This is a genomic window from Sphingomonas bacterium (assembly GCF_903644055.1).
Taxonomy (GTDB): Bacteria; Pseudomonadota; Alphaproteobacteria; order Sphingomonadales; family Sphingomonadaceae; genus Sphingomonas_I.
This window is the reverse complement of sequence record NZ_CAHJXD010000130.1, coordinates 1-15,459: the sequence shown is the minus strand read 5'-3', so window position 1 is coordinate 15,459 and position 15,459 is coordinate 1. Positions and strand designations below refer to the sequence as shown.

General features: G+C 68.6%; 17 protein-coding genes and 1 pseudogene. 8 read left to right on the top strand and 10 right to left on the bottom strand.

Annotated features, from left to right (window positions below; all coding sequences use genetic code 11):
• A pseudogene (locus HUU94_RS12780) lies at positions 1-335 on the bottom strand (RecX family transcriptional regulator); the annotation flags it as partial.
• 159 nt (positions 336-494) lie between these two features.
• Between HUU94_RS12780 and HUU94_RS05730 the strand changes: the two are divergent.
• Positions 495-2,240: a fatty acyl-AMP ligase gene (locus tag HUU94_RS05730; protein ID WP_174274141.1), complete on the top strand. Its 1,746-nt coding sequence runs from the start codon at positions 495-497 to the stop codon at positions 2,238-2,240.
• A gap of 21 nt (positions 2,241-2,261) precedes the next feature.
• Here HUU94_RS05730 and HUU94_RS05725 read toward each other — a convergent pair whose 3' ends face one another.
• Positions 2,262-2,618, bottom strand: a complete 357-nt coding sequence (locus tag HUU94_RS05725) for a hypothetical protein (protein WP_174274140.1) — start codon at positions 2,616-2,618, stop codon at positions 2,262-2,264.
• Between the two features lie 100 nt (positions 2,619-2,718).
• Between HUU94_RS05725 and HUU94_RS05720 the strand changes: the two genes are divergently transcribed.
• On the top strand, positions 2,719-3,717 hold the full coding sequence (locus HUU94_RS05720) for an adenosine kinase (RefSeq protein ID WP_174274139.1): 999 nt from the start codon (positions 2,719-2,721) through the stop codon (positions 3,715-3,717).
• Positions 3,718-3,844: 127 nt separating this feature from the next.
• Positions 3,845-4,843: an SDR family oxidoreductase gene (locus HUU94_RS05715; protein ID WP_174274138.1), complete on the top strand. Its 999-nt coding sequence runs from the start codon at positions 3,845-3,847 to the stop codon at positions 4,841-4,843.
• A gap of 186 nt (positions 4,844-5,029) precedes the next feature.
• Here the strand turns inward: HUU94_RS05715 and HUU94_RS05710 are convergent, their stop codons facing one another.
• The 7 genes from HUU94_RS05710 to hisB all read right to left on the bottom strand — a co-directional run bounded on the left by HUU94_RS05710 (position 5,030) and on the right by hisB (position 10,898).
• Positions 5,030-6,589, bottom strand: coding sequence for an amino acid permease (locus tag HUU94_RS05710; RefSeq protein WP_174274137.1), 1,560 nt, complete (start codon positions 6,587-6,589; stop codon positions 5,030-5,032).
• A gap of 286 nt (positions 6,590-6,875) precedes the next feature.
• Positions 6,876-7,268 (bottom strand): histidine triad nucleotide-binding protein, encoded by a 393-nt coding sequence (locus tag HUU94_RS05705; protein WP_174274136.1) that lies wholly within the window; start codon positions 7,266-7,268, stop codon positions 6,876-6,878.
• Between the two features lie 122 nt (positions 7,269-7,390).
• Positions 7,391-7,708 carry a phosphoribosyl-ATP diphosphatase gene (locus HUU94_RS05700; protein WP_174274135.1) on the bottom strand — a complete coding sequence of 106 codons (318 nt, stop codon included), beginning with the start codon at positions 7,706-7,708 and terminating at the stop codon, positions 7,391-7,393.
• Between the two features lie 65 nt (positions 7,709-7,773).
• Positions 7,774-8,544: an imidazole glycerol phosphate synthase subunit HisF gene (gene hisF, locus HUU94_RS05695; RefSeq protein WP_174274134.1), complete on the bottom strand. Its 771-nt coding sequence runs from the start codon at positions 8,542-8,544 to the stop codon at positions 7,774-7,776.
• 142 nt (positions 8,545-8,686) lie between these two features.
• Positions 8,687-9,421, bottom strand: coding sequence for a 1-(5-phosphoribosyl)-5-[(5-phosphoribosylamino)methylideneamino]imidazole-4-carboxamide isomerase (gene hisA / locus HUU94_RS05690; RefSeq protein WP_174274133.1), 735 nt, complete (start codon positions 9,419-9,421; stop codon positions 8,687-8,689).
• A 139-nt stretch (positions 9,422-9,560) separates the two neighbouring features.
• A complete protein-coding gene (hisH, locus tag HUU94_RS05685) occupies positions 9,561-10,175 on the bottom strand; it encodes an imidazole glycerol phosphate synthase subunit HisH (RefSeq protein ID WP_174274132.1) in 615 nt (204 codons plus the stop codon).
• A 126-nt stretch (positions 10,176-10,301) separates the two neighbouring features.
• Positions 10,302-10,898: an imidazoleglycerol-phosphate dehydratase HisB gene (gene hisB, locus HUU94_RS05680; protein WP_174274131.1), complete on the bottom strand. Its 597-nt coding sequence runs from the start codon at positions 10,896-10,898 to the stop codon at positions 10,302-10,304.
• Between the two features lie 86 nt (positions 10,899-10,984).
• Here hisB and HUU94_RS05675 point away from each other — a divergent pair, with 86 nt between their 5' ends.
• On the top strand, positions 10,985-11,464 hold the full coding sequence (locus HUU94_RS05675; RefSeq protein WP_174274130.1) for an SspB family protein: 480 nt from the start codon (positions 10,985-10,987) through the stop codon (positions 11,462-11,464).
• Positions 11,465-11,493: 29 nt separating this feature from the next.
• Here HUU94_RS05675 and HUU94_RS05670 read toward each other — a convergent pair whose 3' ends face one another.
• The gene (locus HUU94_RS05670; RefSeq protein ID WP_174274129.1) at positions 11,494-11,736 is read right to left on the bottom strand and encodes a hypothetical protein; all 243 of its coding nucleotides are present in this window, start codon (positions 11,734-11,736) and stop codon (positions 11,494-11,496) included.
• Between the two features lie 92 nt (positions 11,737-11,828).
• Here HUU94_RS05670 and fumC point away from each other — a divergent pair, with 92 nt between their 5' ends.
• From fumC to glmS, 4 genes are all read left to right on the top strand, one after another.
• The gene (gene fumC, locus HUU94_RS05665) at positions 11,829-13,220 is read left to right on the top strand and encodes a class II fumarate hydratase (RefSeq protein ID WP_174274128.1); all 1,392 of its coding nucleotides are present in this window, start codon (positions 11,829-11,831) and stop codon (positions 13,218-13,220) included.
• Between the two features lie 197 nt (positions 13,221-13,417).
• Complete coding sequence (locus tag HUU94_RS05660) at positions 13,418-13,612, top strand: hypothetical protein (protein ID WP_174274127.1); 195 nt, start codon at positions 13,418-13,420, stop codon at positions 13,610-13,612.
• A gap of 248 nt (positions 13,613-13,860) precedes the next feature.
• The gene (locus HUU94_RS05655; RefSeq protein WP_254601988.1) at positions 13,861-14,412 is read left to right on the top strand and encodes a vgr related protein; all 552 of its coding nucleotides are present in this window, start codon (positions 13,861-13,863) and stop codon (positions 14,410-14,412) included.
• A gap of 4 nt (positions 14,413-14,416) precedes the next feature.
• On the top strand, positions 14,417-15,459 hold a 1,043-nt coding region (gene glmS / locus HUU94_RS05650; protein WP_174274126.1), incomplete at its 3' end, for a glutamine--fructose-6-phosphate transaminase (isomerizing).

Genomic DNA, 15,459 nt, shown 5'->3' with positions numbered 1-15,459 from the left:
TCCAGCGATCCTTCGCGCGCCGCATCGCGGGCGGGCGCGGCATCGTCCCGGGCGACGCCGGCGTGCTGGAGCGCATCCTTGACCCGCCGCTCGCCGAAGCCGCGCCGGACCAGCGCCGCCCCCCGCGCCGTCGCGAATGCGCGATCGTCGACATAGCCGAGATCGGCGAATTCCGCGACCAGGAGGGCGAGGTCGGCCGGATGCTCTTCGGCCCAGCCGCGCTCGGCGATCTTGCGCGCGAGATAGGCGCACAATTTCGCGCGCGTCGTGGCATAGCGCCCGACATAGCGGAGCGCGATCGCCCGCAGGCCGGGCGCATCCAGCGGCGGCCGCACCCGGCGATCAGAGAGCTTCTGTTGCACGCGCCACGATTGTGCCACAACCGTGCCGGAATATGAACGACGCCGCCAGGATATTGTAGGGGTGATCCTGGGCAAGCCGCGAGGTTTCGTGAGAGATATTGGAGCGCGACACGCGTGAATGCCGAAGTGAAGATGGGCGCGACGGCGGCGATATCGCCGATGCCGACCCCCAGCGACGATCGTCGACCTCGCCGCTATGCGGATTTCCCGACGCTCGGCGCCGCGCTCGATCATGCGGCCGAGGGTCTGCGCGGGCTGAACTTCCATGATCCGCGCGGCCAGCTTACCCGTGCCTACACCTTTTCCGAACTGCGCGATGATGCGTGCGCGGTGGCGGCGCGGCTGATCGCGCATGGCCTGGTTCCGGGCGATCGTCTCGCCTTGCTCGCCGAGACGGGCCCCGAATTCGCCGCGGCCTTCTTCGGGGCGATCTATGCGGGCGTCTGGCCGGTGCCGCTGCCGCTGCCCACCTCGTTCGGCGGGCGCGAGGCCTATATCGATCAGCTCGCGGTACAGCTCGAAAGCTCCGATCCCAGGCTCCTGCTGTTTCCGGAAGAGCTGGAGGCGATCGGCGGCGCCGCGTCGGCGATGAAGCGGGTCGAGGGCCTGTCCTACGAGGCGTTCGCGGCGCGCCCGGCACGTCCCGGGGCGCTGCCAACGCTTCGGCCCGACGACATCGCCTATCTGCAATATTCCAGCGGCTCGACGCGCTTTCCCCACGGCGTCGCGATCACGCACCGCGCGCTGATGGCGAACCTCGCGGCGCATTCGATCGGCATGGAGGTGCGCGACGGCGATCGCTGCGTTTCCTGGCTGCCCTGGTATCACGATATGGGGCTGGTCGGCTGCCTGCTCTCGCCGGTCGCGAACCAGGTTTCGGCCGACTATCTCAAGACCGAGGATTTCGCGCGCCGCCCGCTGGCATGGCTCGATCTCATCACGCGCAATCCCGGCACGACTCTCTCTTATTCGCCGACCTTCGGCTACGATATCTGCGCGCGGCGCATGTCGAGCCAGACCAAGGCGTCCGATCGCTTCGATCTTTCGCGCTGGCGGATCGCGGGCAACGGCGCCGACATGATCCGGCCCGACGTGATGCAGGCGTTCGTCGACGCGTTCGACGATGCGGGCTTCCAGGCGAGCGCCTTCACGCCCTCCTACGGGCTTGCCGAGGCGACGCTGGCGGTGTCGATCATGCCGCCGGGCGAGGGGCTGGTGGTCGAGCTTGTCGAGGAGACCGAGCTTTCGGGGGACGGTTCGGCGGGCGTCGGCCGGCCGCAGCGCTATCGCGCGATCGTCAATTGCGGCAAGCCCGCGCTCGGCATGGAGATTGCGATCCGCGACGAGGACGGCGTCGCGCTGCCGGATCGCGCGATCGGCAAGCTCTGGTGCCGGGGTTCCTCGGTGATGACGGGCTATTTCCGCGACGAGGCGGCGAGCGTCGCCGCGCTGGTCGACGGCTGGCTCGATACCGGCGACATGGGCTATGTCTCGGACGGCTACATCTATATCGTCGGCCGCGCCAAGGACATGATCATCATCAACGGCCGAAACCACTGGCCTCAGGATATCGAGTGGGCGGTGGAGCAGTTGCCGGGCTTCAAGGCGGGCGACATCGCCGCCTTCGCGATCACCACGCCGGGCGGGGAGGAGACGCCCGCGGTCCTTGTCCAGTGCCGCACCTCCGACGCCGACGAACGCGCCAGGTTGCGCGAGCAGATCCGCGAGCGCGTGCTGGCGATCACGGGGATGCATTGCGTCGTCGAGCTCGTGCCGCCCAAGGCCTTGCCGCGCACCTCGTCGGGCAAGCTCAGCCGCGCCAAGGCGCGCAACCTCTACCTTTCCGGCGAGATACAGCCCTACGGCATGGCGGCCTGAAGGTCCGCCCCGGCGCTACGATCATCGCCGGACCAGCGCGGCGATGCAGGAGGCCCGGTCGAACTCGGCTCCGGCGGGCGTGCGCGCGTCGATCCACGTCACCTTAAGCTCGCCGCCGCCGCCCGGCGGGTAGAGATAAGCGTCGAGCACGCAGGCGGGCCCGCGAAATTGCAGCTTGCGCGCCGGCCCCTCGCGCAGATCGAGCATCGGCGGCCCGAACAGCGCGACGAGCGTCCGCGCATCATGCCCCATCACGCGATCGACGCCGGTGGCGGCGCGCGGCGGCGGCGGAAGATGCTTTGGCGCCTCGGTCGTCGTGGTCGCGCAGCCCGCGACCAGCAGCAGGCCGAGCAGGGAAAGGCGGGGGCGGCGGTCCATGGCGCTTCCTTCGCCTTGCCGGCGCGTCCGGGCAAGCCCGGTTGCGCCGCGCCCGCACGCCCTCTAACCGGCACCGTCCTTCCCGAACCCGGAGATATGCGTGACCGAACCGAGCCTCGACATCATCGCGATCGGCAATGCCATCGTGGACGTGCTCGCTTCGGCGGACGAGGCCTTCCTGACCGAGCATGGCATGACCAAGGGCGCGATGCGGCTGCTCGACGCGGACGAGGCGGAAACGCTCTATGCGGCGATGGGCGCGGGGCGCGAGATCAGCGGCGGCTCGGCGGCGAACACGCTGGCGGGGGCCGCGGCGCTCGGCGCCACATGCGCGTTCATCGGCCAGGTCGCGACCGATCAGCTCGGCGAGGTCTTCACGCACGACATCCGCGCGCAGGGCGTGGCGTTCGAGACCAAGGCGCGCGACCTGCCCGAGCCGACCGCGCGCTGCCTGATCCTCGTCGACGAGGGTGACGGGCAACGGACGATGAACACCTATCTCGGCGCCGCGCAATATCTCGAGCCCGACGCGATCGATGCCGCGCGGATCGCCGGCGCCAGCATCCTGCTGCTCGAAGGCTATCTGTGGGATCCCGCCGAACCGCGCGAGGCGATGCGCCGCGCGATCCGCATGGCGCACGACGCCGGCCGCAAGGTCGCGCTCGGCGTCTCGGCGGTGTTCTGCATCCTCAACCACCGCGCCGATTTCCTGGAGATGCTCGACAGGCGCGACATCGACATCCTCTTCGCCAATGAGGAGGAAGTGCTGGCGCTCGCCGGCGTCGAGGATTTCGAGGAAGCGGTGGCGTTCGTCGCCGCGCGCGTGCCGCTGCTGGTAACGACGCGGGGGGCCGATGGCGCGATCGCGATCGCGGGGGGCGAGCGCGCCAGCGTGCCCGCCGAACCGATCGACCGGATCGTCGACACCACCGGCGCCGGCGACCTCTTCTCGGCGGGCTTCCTCGTCGGCCATGTCCGGGGTCGCAGCCTCGAGGATTGCCTGACGATGGGCGCGATCGCCGCCGCCGAGGTGATCTCGCACTGGGGCGCGCGGCCCGAGGCCAAGCTCGACGCGCTGGTCGCGGCAAGGCTGGGGTAAGCCTAGCCACCACCCTCCGCTCATCCTGAGTAGGGACTGAGCCTGTCGAAGTCCCGTATCGAAGGACGCCACCCGCATCCATTCCGGACCTCGACCGTTGGCCTCCCGATAATCAGGAGGCTGAAATATGACCGAAAAAGAAGGCGCTACGCGTCGTGACATGTTCGGCGGGGTCGCGGTCGCGGGCCTCGCGGCGGCCACGCTGGCCTCCTCCGCGCAGGCGCAGAAGAAGCACGCCCCCGGCGCGCCGACCAGCCCGCTCGCCGCCGATTATCCCAAGCCGCCCCTGCCCGAGCAGCGCCAGCCCTGGCCCGCGCTGCAAAGCAAGATGAACCCGGTGCCCGATTGCGGCGAGACCAGCTACAAGGGCTCGGGCCGGCTCGCCGGGCGCAAGGCTTTGCTCACCGGCGGCGACAGCGGCATCGGCCGCGCGGCGGCGATCGCGTTCGCGCGCGAGGGCGCGGACGTCGCGATCAACTATTATCCGACCGAGGAGCCCGACGCGCGCGAAGTGGTGGCCCTCATCCGCAAGGAAGGGCGCAAGGCGGTGGCGCTGCCCGCCGACATCCGCACCGAGGCCGCGTGCAAGAAACTCGTCGCCGATGCCGCGCGCGGGCTGGGCGGGCTCGATATCCTCGTCAACAACGCCGCCTATCAGCAGAGCAAGGAATCGATTCTAGAGATCAGCGACGAGCAGATGGTCCGCACGTTCGAGACCAATATCTTCGCGATGTTCCGCCTGTCGCGCGCCGCGCTCGCGCATCTGGGGGCGGGATCGGCGATCATCAACACCGCCTCGGTCAACAGCTATGATCCCGGCGAGGAATTGCTGGATTATGCCTCCACCAAGGGCGCGATCCTGATCTTCACCAAGGGCCTGGCCAAGCAGCTCGCCAGCAAGGGCATCCGCGTCAATGCGGTGGCGCCGGGGCCGGTGTGGACGCCGCTGCAGGTGGCGGGCGGGCAATTGCCCGGCACGATGGGCGAATTCGGCGCCGATACGCCGCTCGGCCGCCCCGGCCAGCCCGCCGAGCTCGCCGCGCTCTACGTGCTGCTGGCGAGCCAGGAGATCAGCTACACCAGCGGCGCGGTGTTCGGCGCGACCGGCGGCAGCCGCGGGCCGTAAAGTCGGATCAATTTAGAGTGACCTACTCCTCCGCTCACCCTTGAGCCGTGCTTCGATACGAGCCCTCGATACGCTCCTACGGAGCTACTCGGTCCCTACTCAGCAGGAGCGGGTAGGGCGGAAGTCATCCTACTCTGAGCTTCGATCGTAACCCCCGGCGTCCGCCGGGACGACGATATCCGAAACCTATCGCGTCTCCGCGCCCCCCACCGCGCCGCGCCCGACATGGCTGCGCGAGCGGCTGTAGAGGAAGTAGATCAGCAGCCCGATGATCCCCCAGCCCGGCAGGACGAGGATCGCGGTGAGCGGCAGCGAGAAATAGAGGCCGAGGCAGCCGATGATCGCCAGCGGTGCGACGATCCACACCAGAGGCGTCCGGAACGGGCGCTTGCGCGTGGGATCGATCTTGCGCAGCACCATCACCGATACAGCGACCATCAGGAAGGCGAACAGGGTCCCCGAGTTGGAATAATCGGCGAGCTTGCCGACGGGCAGGAAGGCCGCCGCCGTAGTGGCGCCGACGCCGGTGACGACGGTGACGACGTGCGGCGTGCGGTAGCGCGGATGCACCGCCGCCAGCCGCTCGGGCAGCAGCCCGTCGCGGGCCATCGTGAAGAAGACGCGCGTCTGGCCGAACATCATGATCAGCACGACCGAGGGCAGCGCCAGCACCGCGGCGAGGCCGACCAGCCGACCGACGCCGGGCCAGCCGATCGTATCGAGCACATGGACCAGCGCCTCCTTCGAGCAGACCAAAGGCTCGATCGCGCCGGAGGCGACCACCGAGGCGCAGCGCCCCGCCATTTCGGCCGAGCCCGGCGCCAGCGATGCGCCGTTCGCCATCTCGGGCTGCGCGCCGATCGCGCCGATCGCGCCCGATGCGACGAGAATATAGAAGACCGTGCAGATCAGCAGGCTGGCGATCAGCCCGATCGGCACGTTGCGCTGCGGATTCTTGGTCTCCTCGGCGGCGGTCGAGACCGCGTCGAAGCCGACGTAGGCGAAGAAGATCGACGCCGCCGCGCCGAGCACGCCCGCGCCGCCGGTGGGCGTGAAGGGATGGAAATTCTCCGCCTTGAGCACGGGGATGGTGAGCAGGACGAAGGCGGTGAGCGCGAGGATCTTGATCGCGACGAGAACCGCGTTGACGCGCGCGCTTTCGGTGGTGCCGATGATCAGCAGCCAGGTGACGAGCGCCGAAATGACGATCGCGGGGACGTTGATCCAGCCGCCGACCTGGAGCGCGGTCATTAGATCGGGTGTCGCCGTCGCGCCCAGCGCGAGCTGCGCCTTGGCCATCAGCGCATCGGCGTTGCTGATCGAGGTCGGGAAATCGATCCCCAGCCCCCTGAGCAGGCCGACCGCATGATTGGACCAGCCCACCGCCACCGCGCTCGCGCCCACCGCATATTCGAGGATCAGCGCCCAGCCGACCATCCAGGCGAGCAGCTCGCCGACGACCGCATAGGTGTAGGTATAGGCCGATCCCGAAATCGGCACCATCGACGCCAGCTCCGAATAGCAGAGCGCCGCCACCGCGCAGACGAAGCCCGCGACGAGGAAGCTCAGCAGCATGCCCGGCCCGGCCTTCTGCGCGGCCTCCGACGTCAGCACGAAGATGCCGGTGCCGATCACCCCGCCGATGCCCAGCATCGTCAACTGGAACGCGCCCAGCGTGCGGTGGAGGCCCTTCTTCTCGGCGGTCAGAAGAATGGCGTCGAGGGGCTTGACCCGATCGAAAATCATGCAGCGTTTCCCCGTTGCACCGGCTTGGCGCCCGGCGCTTGATGGAGGGAGCCTAACGGCTTGCCGCCGCAGCGCAATAGCGCTGCGGCGGAGTACCGCCGTGCCGCTGGCGTCACCCCAGCGAAAGCCGGGGTCTCAGGAGCTTGGAATCAAATTCGAGCAAGTTCGCGCATGATGATGTTCCTCCCCTGCCAGGGGAGGATCGTGTCGATGTGCACTGTCGGTTGCATCCAACTCCGGCGCGCGCCTGCCGCACGAGATGCCAGCTTTCGCGGGCATGACGGGGTCAGGACGAGACTGCTTCGCGCGGGATCATCTCGCGGAACTGGCGCCCGCCGAAGATGTGGACGTGGAGGTGCGCCACCTCCTGATGGCCATGCCCGCCCATGTTGGCCATCAGCCGATAGCCCGTCGCCGCGACCCCCGCCTCGCGCGCGACATGACCGACCGCGCGGATGAAGCCGGCGATCTCGGCATCGGACGCCTTCGCCGAGAAATCGTCCCACGAGACGTAGGCGCCTTTGGGGATGACGAGGATGTGGACGGGCGCCTGCGGGTTGATATCGTGGAAGGCGAGCGCGTGATCGTCCTCATAGACCTTCCTGCACGGGATCTCGGCGCGGAGGATGCGCGCGAAGATGTTGGTGTCGTCATAGGGGAGGGTGGGGTCGATGGGCATGGACCTGTTCCGTCTGGCTGATTGCGGATCGTCACCCCGGGCTTGATCCGGGGTCCCGCGCCTTGCGCGCCGCCGTTCCGAGAAAAGCGGGATGCCGGATCAAGTCTGGCATGACGATCGAGTCAAGCGGACCGGCTCGCTTTCTCCGCCAGCCCGGAGGTTCCCTCGCGCCGCTCCAGCTCGGCCAGCACCTCGCGCCACTCGATCCCGGCATCGGCGAGCAGCACCATGAGGTGGAAGATCAGGTCCGCCGCCTCGCCGGTCATCGCGGCATGATCCTGCGCCAGGCTGGCGACGAGCAGCTCCACCGCTTCCTCGCCCAGCTTGCGCGCGATCGTCGGGCGGCCCTTGGCGAACAGGCTGGCGGTGTAGGAGCTGTCGGGCTCGGCCTCGCGGCGCGCGGCGATCGTGGCTTCGAGGCGGGCGAGCGTGTCGGTCATGCCGTCCCATACCCTCTCCCGCTCATCCTGAGTAGCCGCTGCTACTCGGGATGCGTGGGAGAGGATCAGCGCGCATGCCCTCGTACCGGCAGCCCCGCCACCGCCAGCGCGGCATGCGCCTCCGCCACGGTATGCTCGCCGAAGTGGAAGATGCTCGCGGCGAGCACAGCGCTGGCGTGCCCCCGGATGATCCCCGCGACCATATCGTCGAGCGTGCCGACGCCGCCGCTCGCCACCACGGGGACGCTCACCGCATCGGCGATCGCGCGGGTCAGGCCGATGTCGTAGCCGCCCTTGGTGCCGTCATTGTCCATCGAGGTGACGAGCAATTCGCCCGCGCCCAGCTCCGCAAGCCGCACCGCATGCGCGATCGCGTCGATTCCCGTCGCGGTGCGGCCGCCGTGCGTGAAAATCTCCCAGCGGCCGCGCGCCACCGCCTTGGCGTCGATCGCGCCGACGACGCATTGCGCGCCGAAGCGGTCGGCGATCTCGGCGGCGAGCTCGGGGCGCGCCACCGCCGCCGAATTGATCGCCACCTTGTCCGCCCCCGCTAGCAGCAAGGCGCGCGCATCCTCGGCCGAGCGGACCCCGCCGCCCACGGTCAGCGGCATGAAGCAGACCGCCGCGGTGCGCGCGACGACGTCGAGGATCGTGCCGCGCTGCTCGTGGCTGGCGGTGATGTCGAGGAAGCAGAGCTCGTCGGCGCCCGCCGCGTCATAGACCTTGGCCTGCTCGACGGGATCGCCGGCATCGGCGAGATCGAGGAACTGCACGCCCTTGACGACGCGTCCGCCCGCAACGTCGAGGCAGGGGATGACGCGGACGCGAACGGTCATGACCGGGTCCCCCTCTCCCCGCAGGCGGGGAGAGGGCCGGGGAGAGGGGAAGTCAGAGACAGGAAGGCGCTGCGTCGGACATACCCGACTCCCCCTCTCCCTGACCCTCTCCCCTTAAGGGGAGAGGGAAATGGCGCGCCGCTCACCATCCGCCCTTCGCCACCCTGAGCGCCGAGGCGAGCTTGAGCGTGCCGTCGTAGAGCGCGCGGCCGGTGATGACGCCCTTGATCCCCTCGGAGGCGGCGCGGGCGAGCTCGGCGATATCTGCGAGGTCCTTGACGCCGCCGCTGGCGATCACCGGGATCGAGGTGGCGCGCGCGAGCGTGATCGTCGCGCGGATGTTGCAGCCCTTGAGCAGGCCGTCGCGCCCGACATCGGTGAACAGCAGCGCGGCGACGCCCGCATCGACGAAGCGCGCGGCGAGATCGGCGGCGGTGAGGTCCGAGACTTCGGCCCAGCCGCGCGTCGCCACCATGCCGCCGCGCGCATCGACCGCGACGACGATCCGGCCGGGAAGATCCTTGGCGGCGCCGCGCACCAGCTCGGGCTCCTCCAGCGCGGCGGTGCCGATCACCACGCGCGCGACGCCGAGCGCCAGCCAGCGATCGATATCCTCGCGCGTGCGGATGCCGCCGCCGAGCTGGACCTTGCCCGGAAACGCGCTGACGATGGCCTCGACCGCAGCGCCGTTGACCGATCCGCCCGCGAACGCGCCGTCGAGATCGACGACGTGGAGGTGGCTCGCGCCCGCTTCGGCGAAGGCCCGCGCCTGCGCGGCCGGATCGTCGCCATAGACGGTGGCGCGATCCATATCGCCCTCGGCGAGCCGCACGACCTTGCCGCCCTTGAGATCGATCGCGGGATAGACGGTGATCATGGCAATTCCTCCCCGGAACGGGGAGGGGGACCAGCCGCAGGCTGGTGGAGGGGGCTCACCACCGGCGTCGCGCGCTGCATGGAGCCCCCTCCACCACCGGCTATGCCGGCGGTCCCCCTCCCCGTGCCGGGGAGGAAATTCACGGCCGCCATTTCAGGAACCTCGCCAGCAGGCCCAGCCCATAGGCTTGGCTCTTCTCGGGATGGAATTGCACGCCGAGCATCGTCTCTCGCGCGACGGCGGCGGTGACTTGGCCGCCATGATCGGTGGTTGCGGCGAGATCGGCGGGGTCGGTCGCCTCGAAGGCGAAGCTATGCAGGAAATAGGCCTCGCCGGGCTCGATCAGCGCGTGTGGTGCTGCGATCGTGACGTCGTTCCAGCCCATGTGGGGGACGCGCGCGCTTGCGTCGGCGGGATCGAGCCTCGCCACGGTGCCCGCGATCCAGCCGAGCCCGTCGTGGCGCCCGAATTCCTCGCCTGCCTCGGCCATCAACTGCATGCCGACGCAGATGCCGAGGAAGGGGCGGCCCTTGCCCCGCACGGTCTCGTCGAGCGCCTGCGTCATGCCCGGCAGCGCCTTCAACGCCGCCATCGAGGCCGCGAACGCGCCGACGCCGGGCAGCACGATGCGATCGGCGGTGCGCACCATATCGGCATCGCTGGTGACACAGATGTCCCCCGCGCCCGCCGCCCGCAGAGCATTCTCCACCGAACGCAGGTTGCCCGCGCCGTAATCGATGAGCGCGAGGGTCACGCCTTTCTCTTCCCGTCACCCCAGCGAAGGCTGGGGTCTCGTGCGGAGACGGCGCGCGCTATTTCGGGAGATCCCAGCTTTCGCTGGGATGACGGGATGGCGGGGGACGATGGCGGCAGGCGAAGATTAGCCACCCCCCAGCGTCCCCTTGGTCGACGGGATCGCGTCGCCCTTGCGCGGGTCGAGCTCCACCGCCTGGCGGAGCGCGCGCGCGCACGCCTTGAAGATGCTTTCGCAGATATGGTGGTTGTTGCGCCCATAGAGCGTCTCGACGTGCAGCGTCATGCCGATCTCGCCGCCGAAGCTCAGGAACCAATGCTCGATCAGTTCGGTATCGAGCTCGCCGAGCTTGTTCTGGCTGAACTGCGATTTCCAGACGAGGAAGGGCCGCCCGGAAATGTCGATCGCGACGCGCGTCAGCGTCTCGTCCATCGGCGCATAGGCGGTGCCGTAGCGCGCGATCCCGCGCCGCTCGCCCAGCGCCTTGGCGATCGCCTGGCCCAGCGCCAGCGCCGAATCCTCGGTGGTGTGGTGCTGGTCGACATGGAGGTCGCCCTCCACTTTAAGGTCGATATCGATCAGCGAATGGCGCGAAAGCTGCTCGATCATATGATCGAGGAAGCCGATCCCGGTCGAGACGGCATAGGCGCCGGTGCCGTCGAGATCGACGGTCGCGTGGATCGCGGTTTCGGCGGTCTTGCGGCTGATGGTCGCGCTGCGCATGGCGGCGGGCTATAGCGCGGCGGGGAGGCGAGGCAACCGCGCGGCGCGGGCTTGACCCCCGAAAGGCCTGCGTTCAGGTGAAGCGCGTGACCGATACCCCGCCAGACAGCCTGATTCCCTATGACGAGATCGTGCAGGATGCGCTTCGTGCCGTCGTCGGCCGCGTGCTCGGGCAGGTCGAGAAGAACGGGCTGCCCGGCGCGCACCATTTCTACATCACCTTCAAGACGCATGCTCCCGGCGTCGACATTCCGCGCCACCTGACCGAGCGCTATCCCGACGAGATGACGATCGTCATCCAGAACCGCTATTGGGACCTGAAGGTATCGGCCGAGGGCTTCGAGGTCGGCCTGTCTTTCAACCAGATCGGATCGCGGCTGGTGATACCCTTCGCGGCGATCACCGCTTTCCACGATCCCGCGGTCGATTTCGCGCTGCACTTCTCCGCGCAGGTCGAGGATCACCAGCCCGAAGAGATCGCCACGGCGGAAAACGATCCGGTGATCGCCAAGCCGGTCGAGGATGGCAGCAACGTCGTCTCGGTGGATTTCACGCGGAAGAAGTGAGCGGCCGGCGGTTGCCGGCGCGGTCGCGCTCAGGCGACCTCGGCTTCCTGAACGATCGGCCGGCTCTCCCGCGTGCCGCGCATGCGGCTGTCCGGATCGTTCGGATCGGCGGCGATGACGACATGGTCGTCATGCACCTCGACGAGCGTGCCCATGAACGGAAAATCCGCGAGGCTGCCGGTAACGCGGTAGCTGACCAGATCGCCGGCCTTGAACGTCGCCGGATCGAGGTTGAATTCGAACGGACAGCTTTCGCCTCCCATGCCTTGCATCGCCGACTCCTGTATCGCGATCCCAAGATAGGCCGGAACCCTGCGGCCTGCAATTTCGTCGTCCGATATCATTCCAGCGCACGAGGCTTTCGATGACTCCCACCCGCACCGAATCCGACAGTTTCGGCCCGATCGAGGTGCCCGCCCCGGCCTATTGGGGCGCGCAGACGCAGCGATCGATCGCCAATTTTCCGTTCGGGCCGAGCGAGCGGATGCCGATCGGGATCGTCCATGCGCTGGCGATCGTGAAGCGGGCGGCGGCGCGAGTGAACCGCTCGCACGGGCTGGACGGCGCGATCGCCGACGCGATCGAGGCGGCGGCGGCGGCGGTCGCGGGCGGCGCGCACGACGATCAATTCCCGCTGGTGATCTGGCAGACGGGCTCGGGCACGCAGACCAACATGAACGTCAACGAGGTGATCGCCGGGATCGCCAACGAGGCGCTGACGGGCGCGCGCGGCGGCAAGGCGCCGGTCCATCCCAACGATCACGTCAACATGAGCCAATCCTCGAACGACAGCTTCCCGACCGCGCTGCATGTTGCCGCAGCACTGGCGGCGCGCGATCGGCTGATGCCCGCGCTGGAGCGGCTCGAGGCGGCACTGCTCGCCAAGACGCGCGCCTGGGGCGAGATCGTCAAGATCGGCCGCACGCATCTCCAGGATGCGACGCCGCTGACGCTGGGCGACGAATTCTCGGGCTATTATACGCAGATTCGGCTGGTCCGCACGCGGATCGCGCCGATGATCGAGCATGGCGTCTCCAGGCTGGCGCAGGGCGGCACGGCGGTGGGGACGGGGCTCAACGCGCCCGCCGGGTTCGGCGAGGCGATCGCGCGCGAGATATCGGACATCACCGGCTTCGCGTTCGAGAGCGCGCCCAACAAGTTCGAGGCGCTGGCGAGCCATGATACGCTTGTCGATCTCTCGGGCCGGCTCAATACGCTGGCGGTGGCGCTGACCAAGATCGCCAACGACATCCGCCTGCTCGGTTCGGGCCCGCGCTGCGGTCTCGGCGAGCTAAAGCTGCCGGAGAACGAACCCGGCAGCTCGATCATGCCCGGCAAGGTCAATCCCACGCAGTGCGAGATGCTGACGATGGTCGCGGCGCAGGTGATCGGCAATCATGTCGCGGTCACGGTCGGCGGGATGCAGGGGCATCTCGAGCTCAACGTGTTCAAGCCGCTGATCGGCGCCAACGTGCTGCGCTCGATCGATCTTCTGGCCACGGGCATGGAGAGCTTCGCTGAGCGCTGCGTCGAGGGAATCGAGGCGGACGAGGCGCATATCCGCGCGCTGCTCGATCGATCGCTGATGCTCGTCACCGCGCTCGCGCCCGAGATCGGCTACGACGATGCCGCCAGGATCGCCAAGCATGCGCACAGGCAGGGGCTGACGCTGAAGGAGGCGGGGCTGGCGCTGGGGCTGGTCGATGCGGCGACCTTCGATCGAGTCGTGCGGCCGGAGACGATGCTCGGGCGCTAGAGGCTGTCCTGTTAAAGCTGAAGCGTCACCCCGGCCTTGAGCCGGGGTCCCGCTTCTTGTTCAACGCCGGCCAAGCAGCGGGACCCCGGCTCAAGGCCGGGGTGACGTGAGTTCAACGCCGACAGCACAGACCCTGAATCACGGAACCGAAACGGCGCGATGCGCGCTTTCGGGCGGCAAGCAATTGGGAGGTCGTCATGTTCGGCAAGATCATCGGTGCGCTGGTCGGCGCGGAAGTCGAGCGCAAGCGGCGGCAGAGCGGGCTCAAAGGTGCCGTGATCGGCGCGATGGCGGTCGGGCTGATGCGGCGGATGGGGCCGCTCGGGCTGGTGGTTGGCGGCGCGTGGGCGGCGAAGAAGATGATCGATCGGCGCAAGGACGATGCGGCGTGATCACGCCGGCACGCCATTAAGCATCGATCAGCGCTGCCGCTTCTCCGGGCCTCCCGAGATCAGCCACAGCAACAGGCCGACCCATGCCGAATAGACGACGCCCAGCGCCACGATCTCGAGTCCCTGCATCGGCCCAACTCCTTCGCTGACCCGCTTCTAGCCGCGCTATCTTGCAGGCCCGTGTCACGATCCGTCGCCGATGAAATATGTTGCGATCCGCTCGCGCCACAGCGCTTAGCCTTGCGACGATGGATCAACGACGCGAGAGCAGGGGGCTGACCACGGGCGAGCGTGCACTCGCCGCCGCGATGTTCGGCGCGGCGCTCGATCCCGATCCGGTGGAGATCAGGCGCTGGCGCTGGTGGCCGCTCCAGGGGCGCGAATGGGTGATGGCGCCGCGCGGGCACCTCCACTTCCATCCCGAGGGCACCGCCTATAGCCCCGATTTCGCGCGCGAGTCGGTGCCGATGCAGGCCTTCTTCCTCCACGAGCTCACGCATGTCTGGCAGTATCAGCGGGGCGTGTCGCTGGTCCTCCGCCGCCACCCCTTCTGCCGCTATCGCTACCGGCTGGAGCCGGGCAGGGCCTTCGCCGATTACGGCATCGAGCAGCAGGGCGAGATCGTCCGCCACGCACACCTGCTGCGGCACGGGCTGGCTGTGCCGGGGCAGCCATCGTCGAGCGCCTACGAAGCGCTGCTCGCCGAGGCGTTCGCGGAGCCCTTGCGCGCCGGGTATGGTTCAGCTTGGGGTAACGGATTCCGGCGCCTTGGCGCGGGGTTGCGGGGCATGAGGGACTAGCGCCATGTGCGGGATCATCGGCATCGTTGGGCGGGATGAGGTGTGCGGGCGGCTGCTCGCGGGCCTCCGCCGGCTGGAATATCGCGGCTATGATTCGGCGGGGATCGCGACCGATCATGACGGGATCATCGATCGCCGCCGCGCGCCGGGCAAGCTCGACAATCTCGCGGCCGTCCTCGAAGCGCAGCCGCTGCCCGGCACCACCGGCATCGCGCACACGCGCTGGGCGACGCACGGCGCGCCGACCGAGGACAATGCCCACCCCCACGCCACCGAACAGGTCGCGCTGGTCCACAACGGCATCATCGAGAATTTCAAGCCGCTGCGCGAGGAATTGCAGGCGCGCGGCCGCGTCTTCGACAGCCAGACCGATACCGAGGTGGTGGCGCATCTCGTCTCCGAACAGGTGGAGCAAGGCGCGTCGCCCGCCGAGGCGGTCTCGGCCGTGCTCAAGCGGCTGCACGGGGCGTTCGCGCTGGCGATCCTGTTCCGCGCGCATCCCGATCTGCTGATCGGCGCGCGGCTCGGCTCGCCGCTGGTGGTGGGCTATGGCGACGGCGAGACCTACCTCGGTTCGGACGCGCTGGCGCTGGCGCCGCTGACGCAGCGGATCTGCTATCTCGAGGAGGGCGACTGGGTGATCATCACCCGCGACGGCGCCCGGATCTTCGACAAGGCCGACCAGCCCGTCGAACGGCCGATCACGATCTCGGGTGCGACCGACGTGGCGCTCACCAAGGGTGGCTACCGCCACTTCATGCTCAAGGAAATCTACGAGCAGCCGATCGTGGTCGCGCAGACGCTGCGGGCGTATCTGCGCCGGCTCGAAGGCACGCTGGCGCTGCCGACCGAGGATTTCGATCTGGCGGGGGTGAGGCGCGTCACCATCGTCGCGTGCGGGACGAGCTTCTACGCGGGGATGGTCGCCAAATATTGGGTTGAGCAATTCGCGCGCGTGCCCGTCGACATCGATGTCGCCAGCGAGTTCCGCTATCGCGCACCCGTGCTGGAGGAGGGCGGCCTCGCGCTGTTCATCAGCCAATCGGG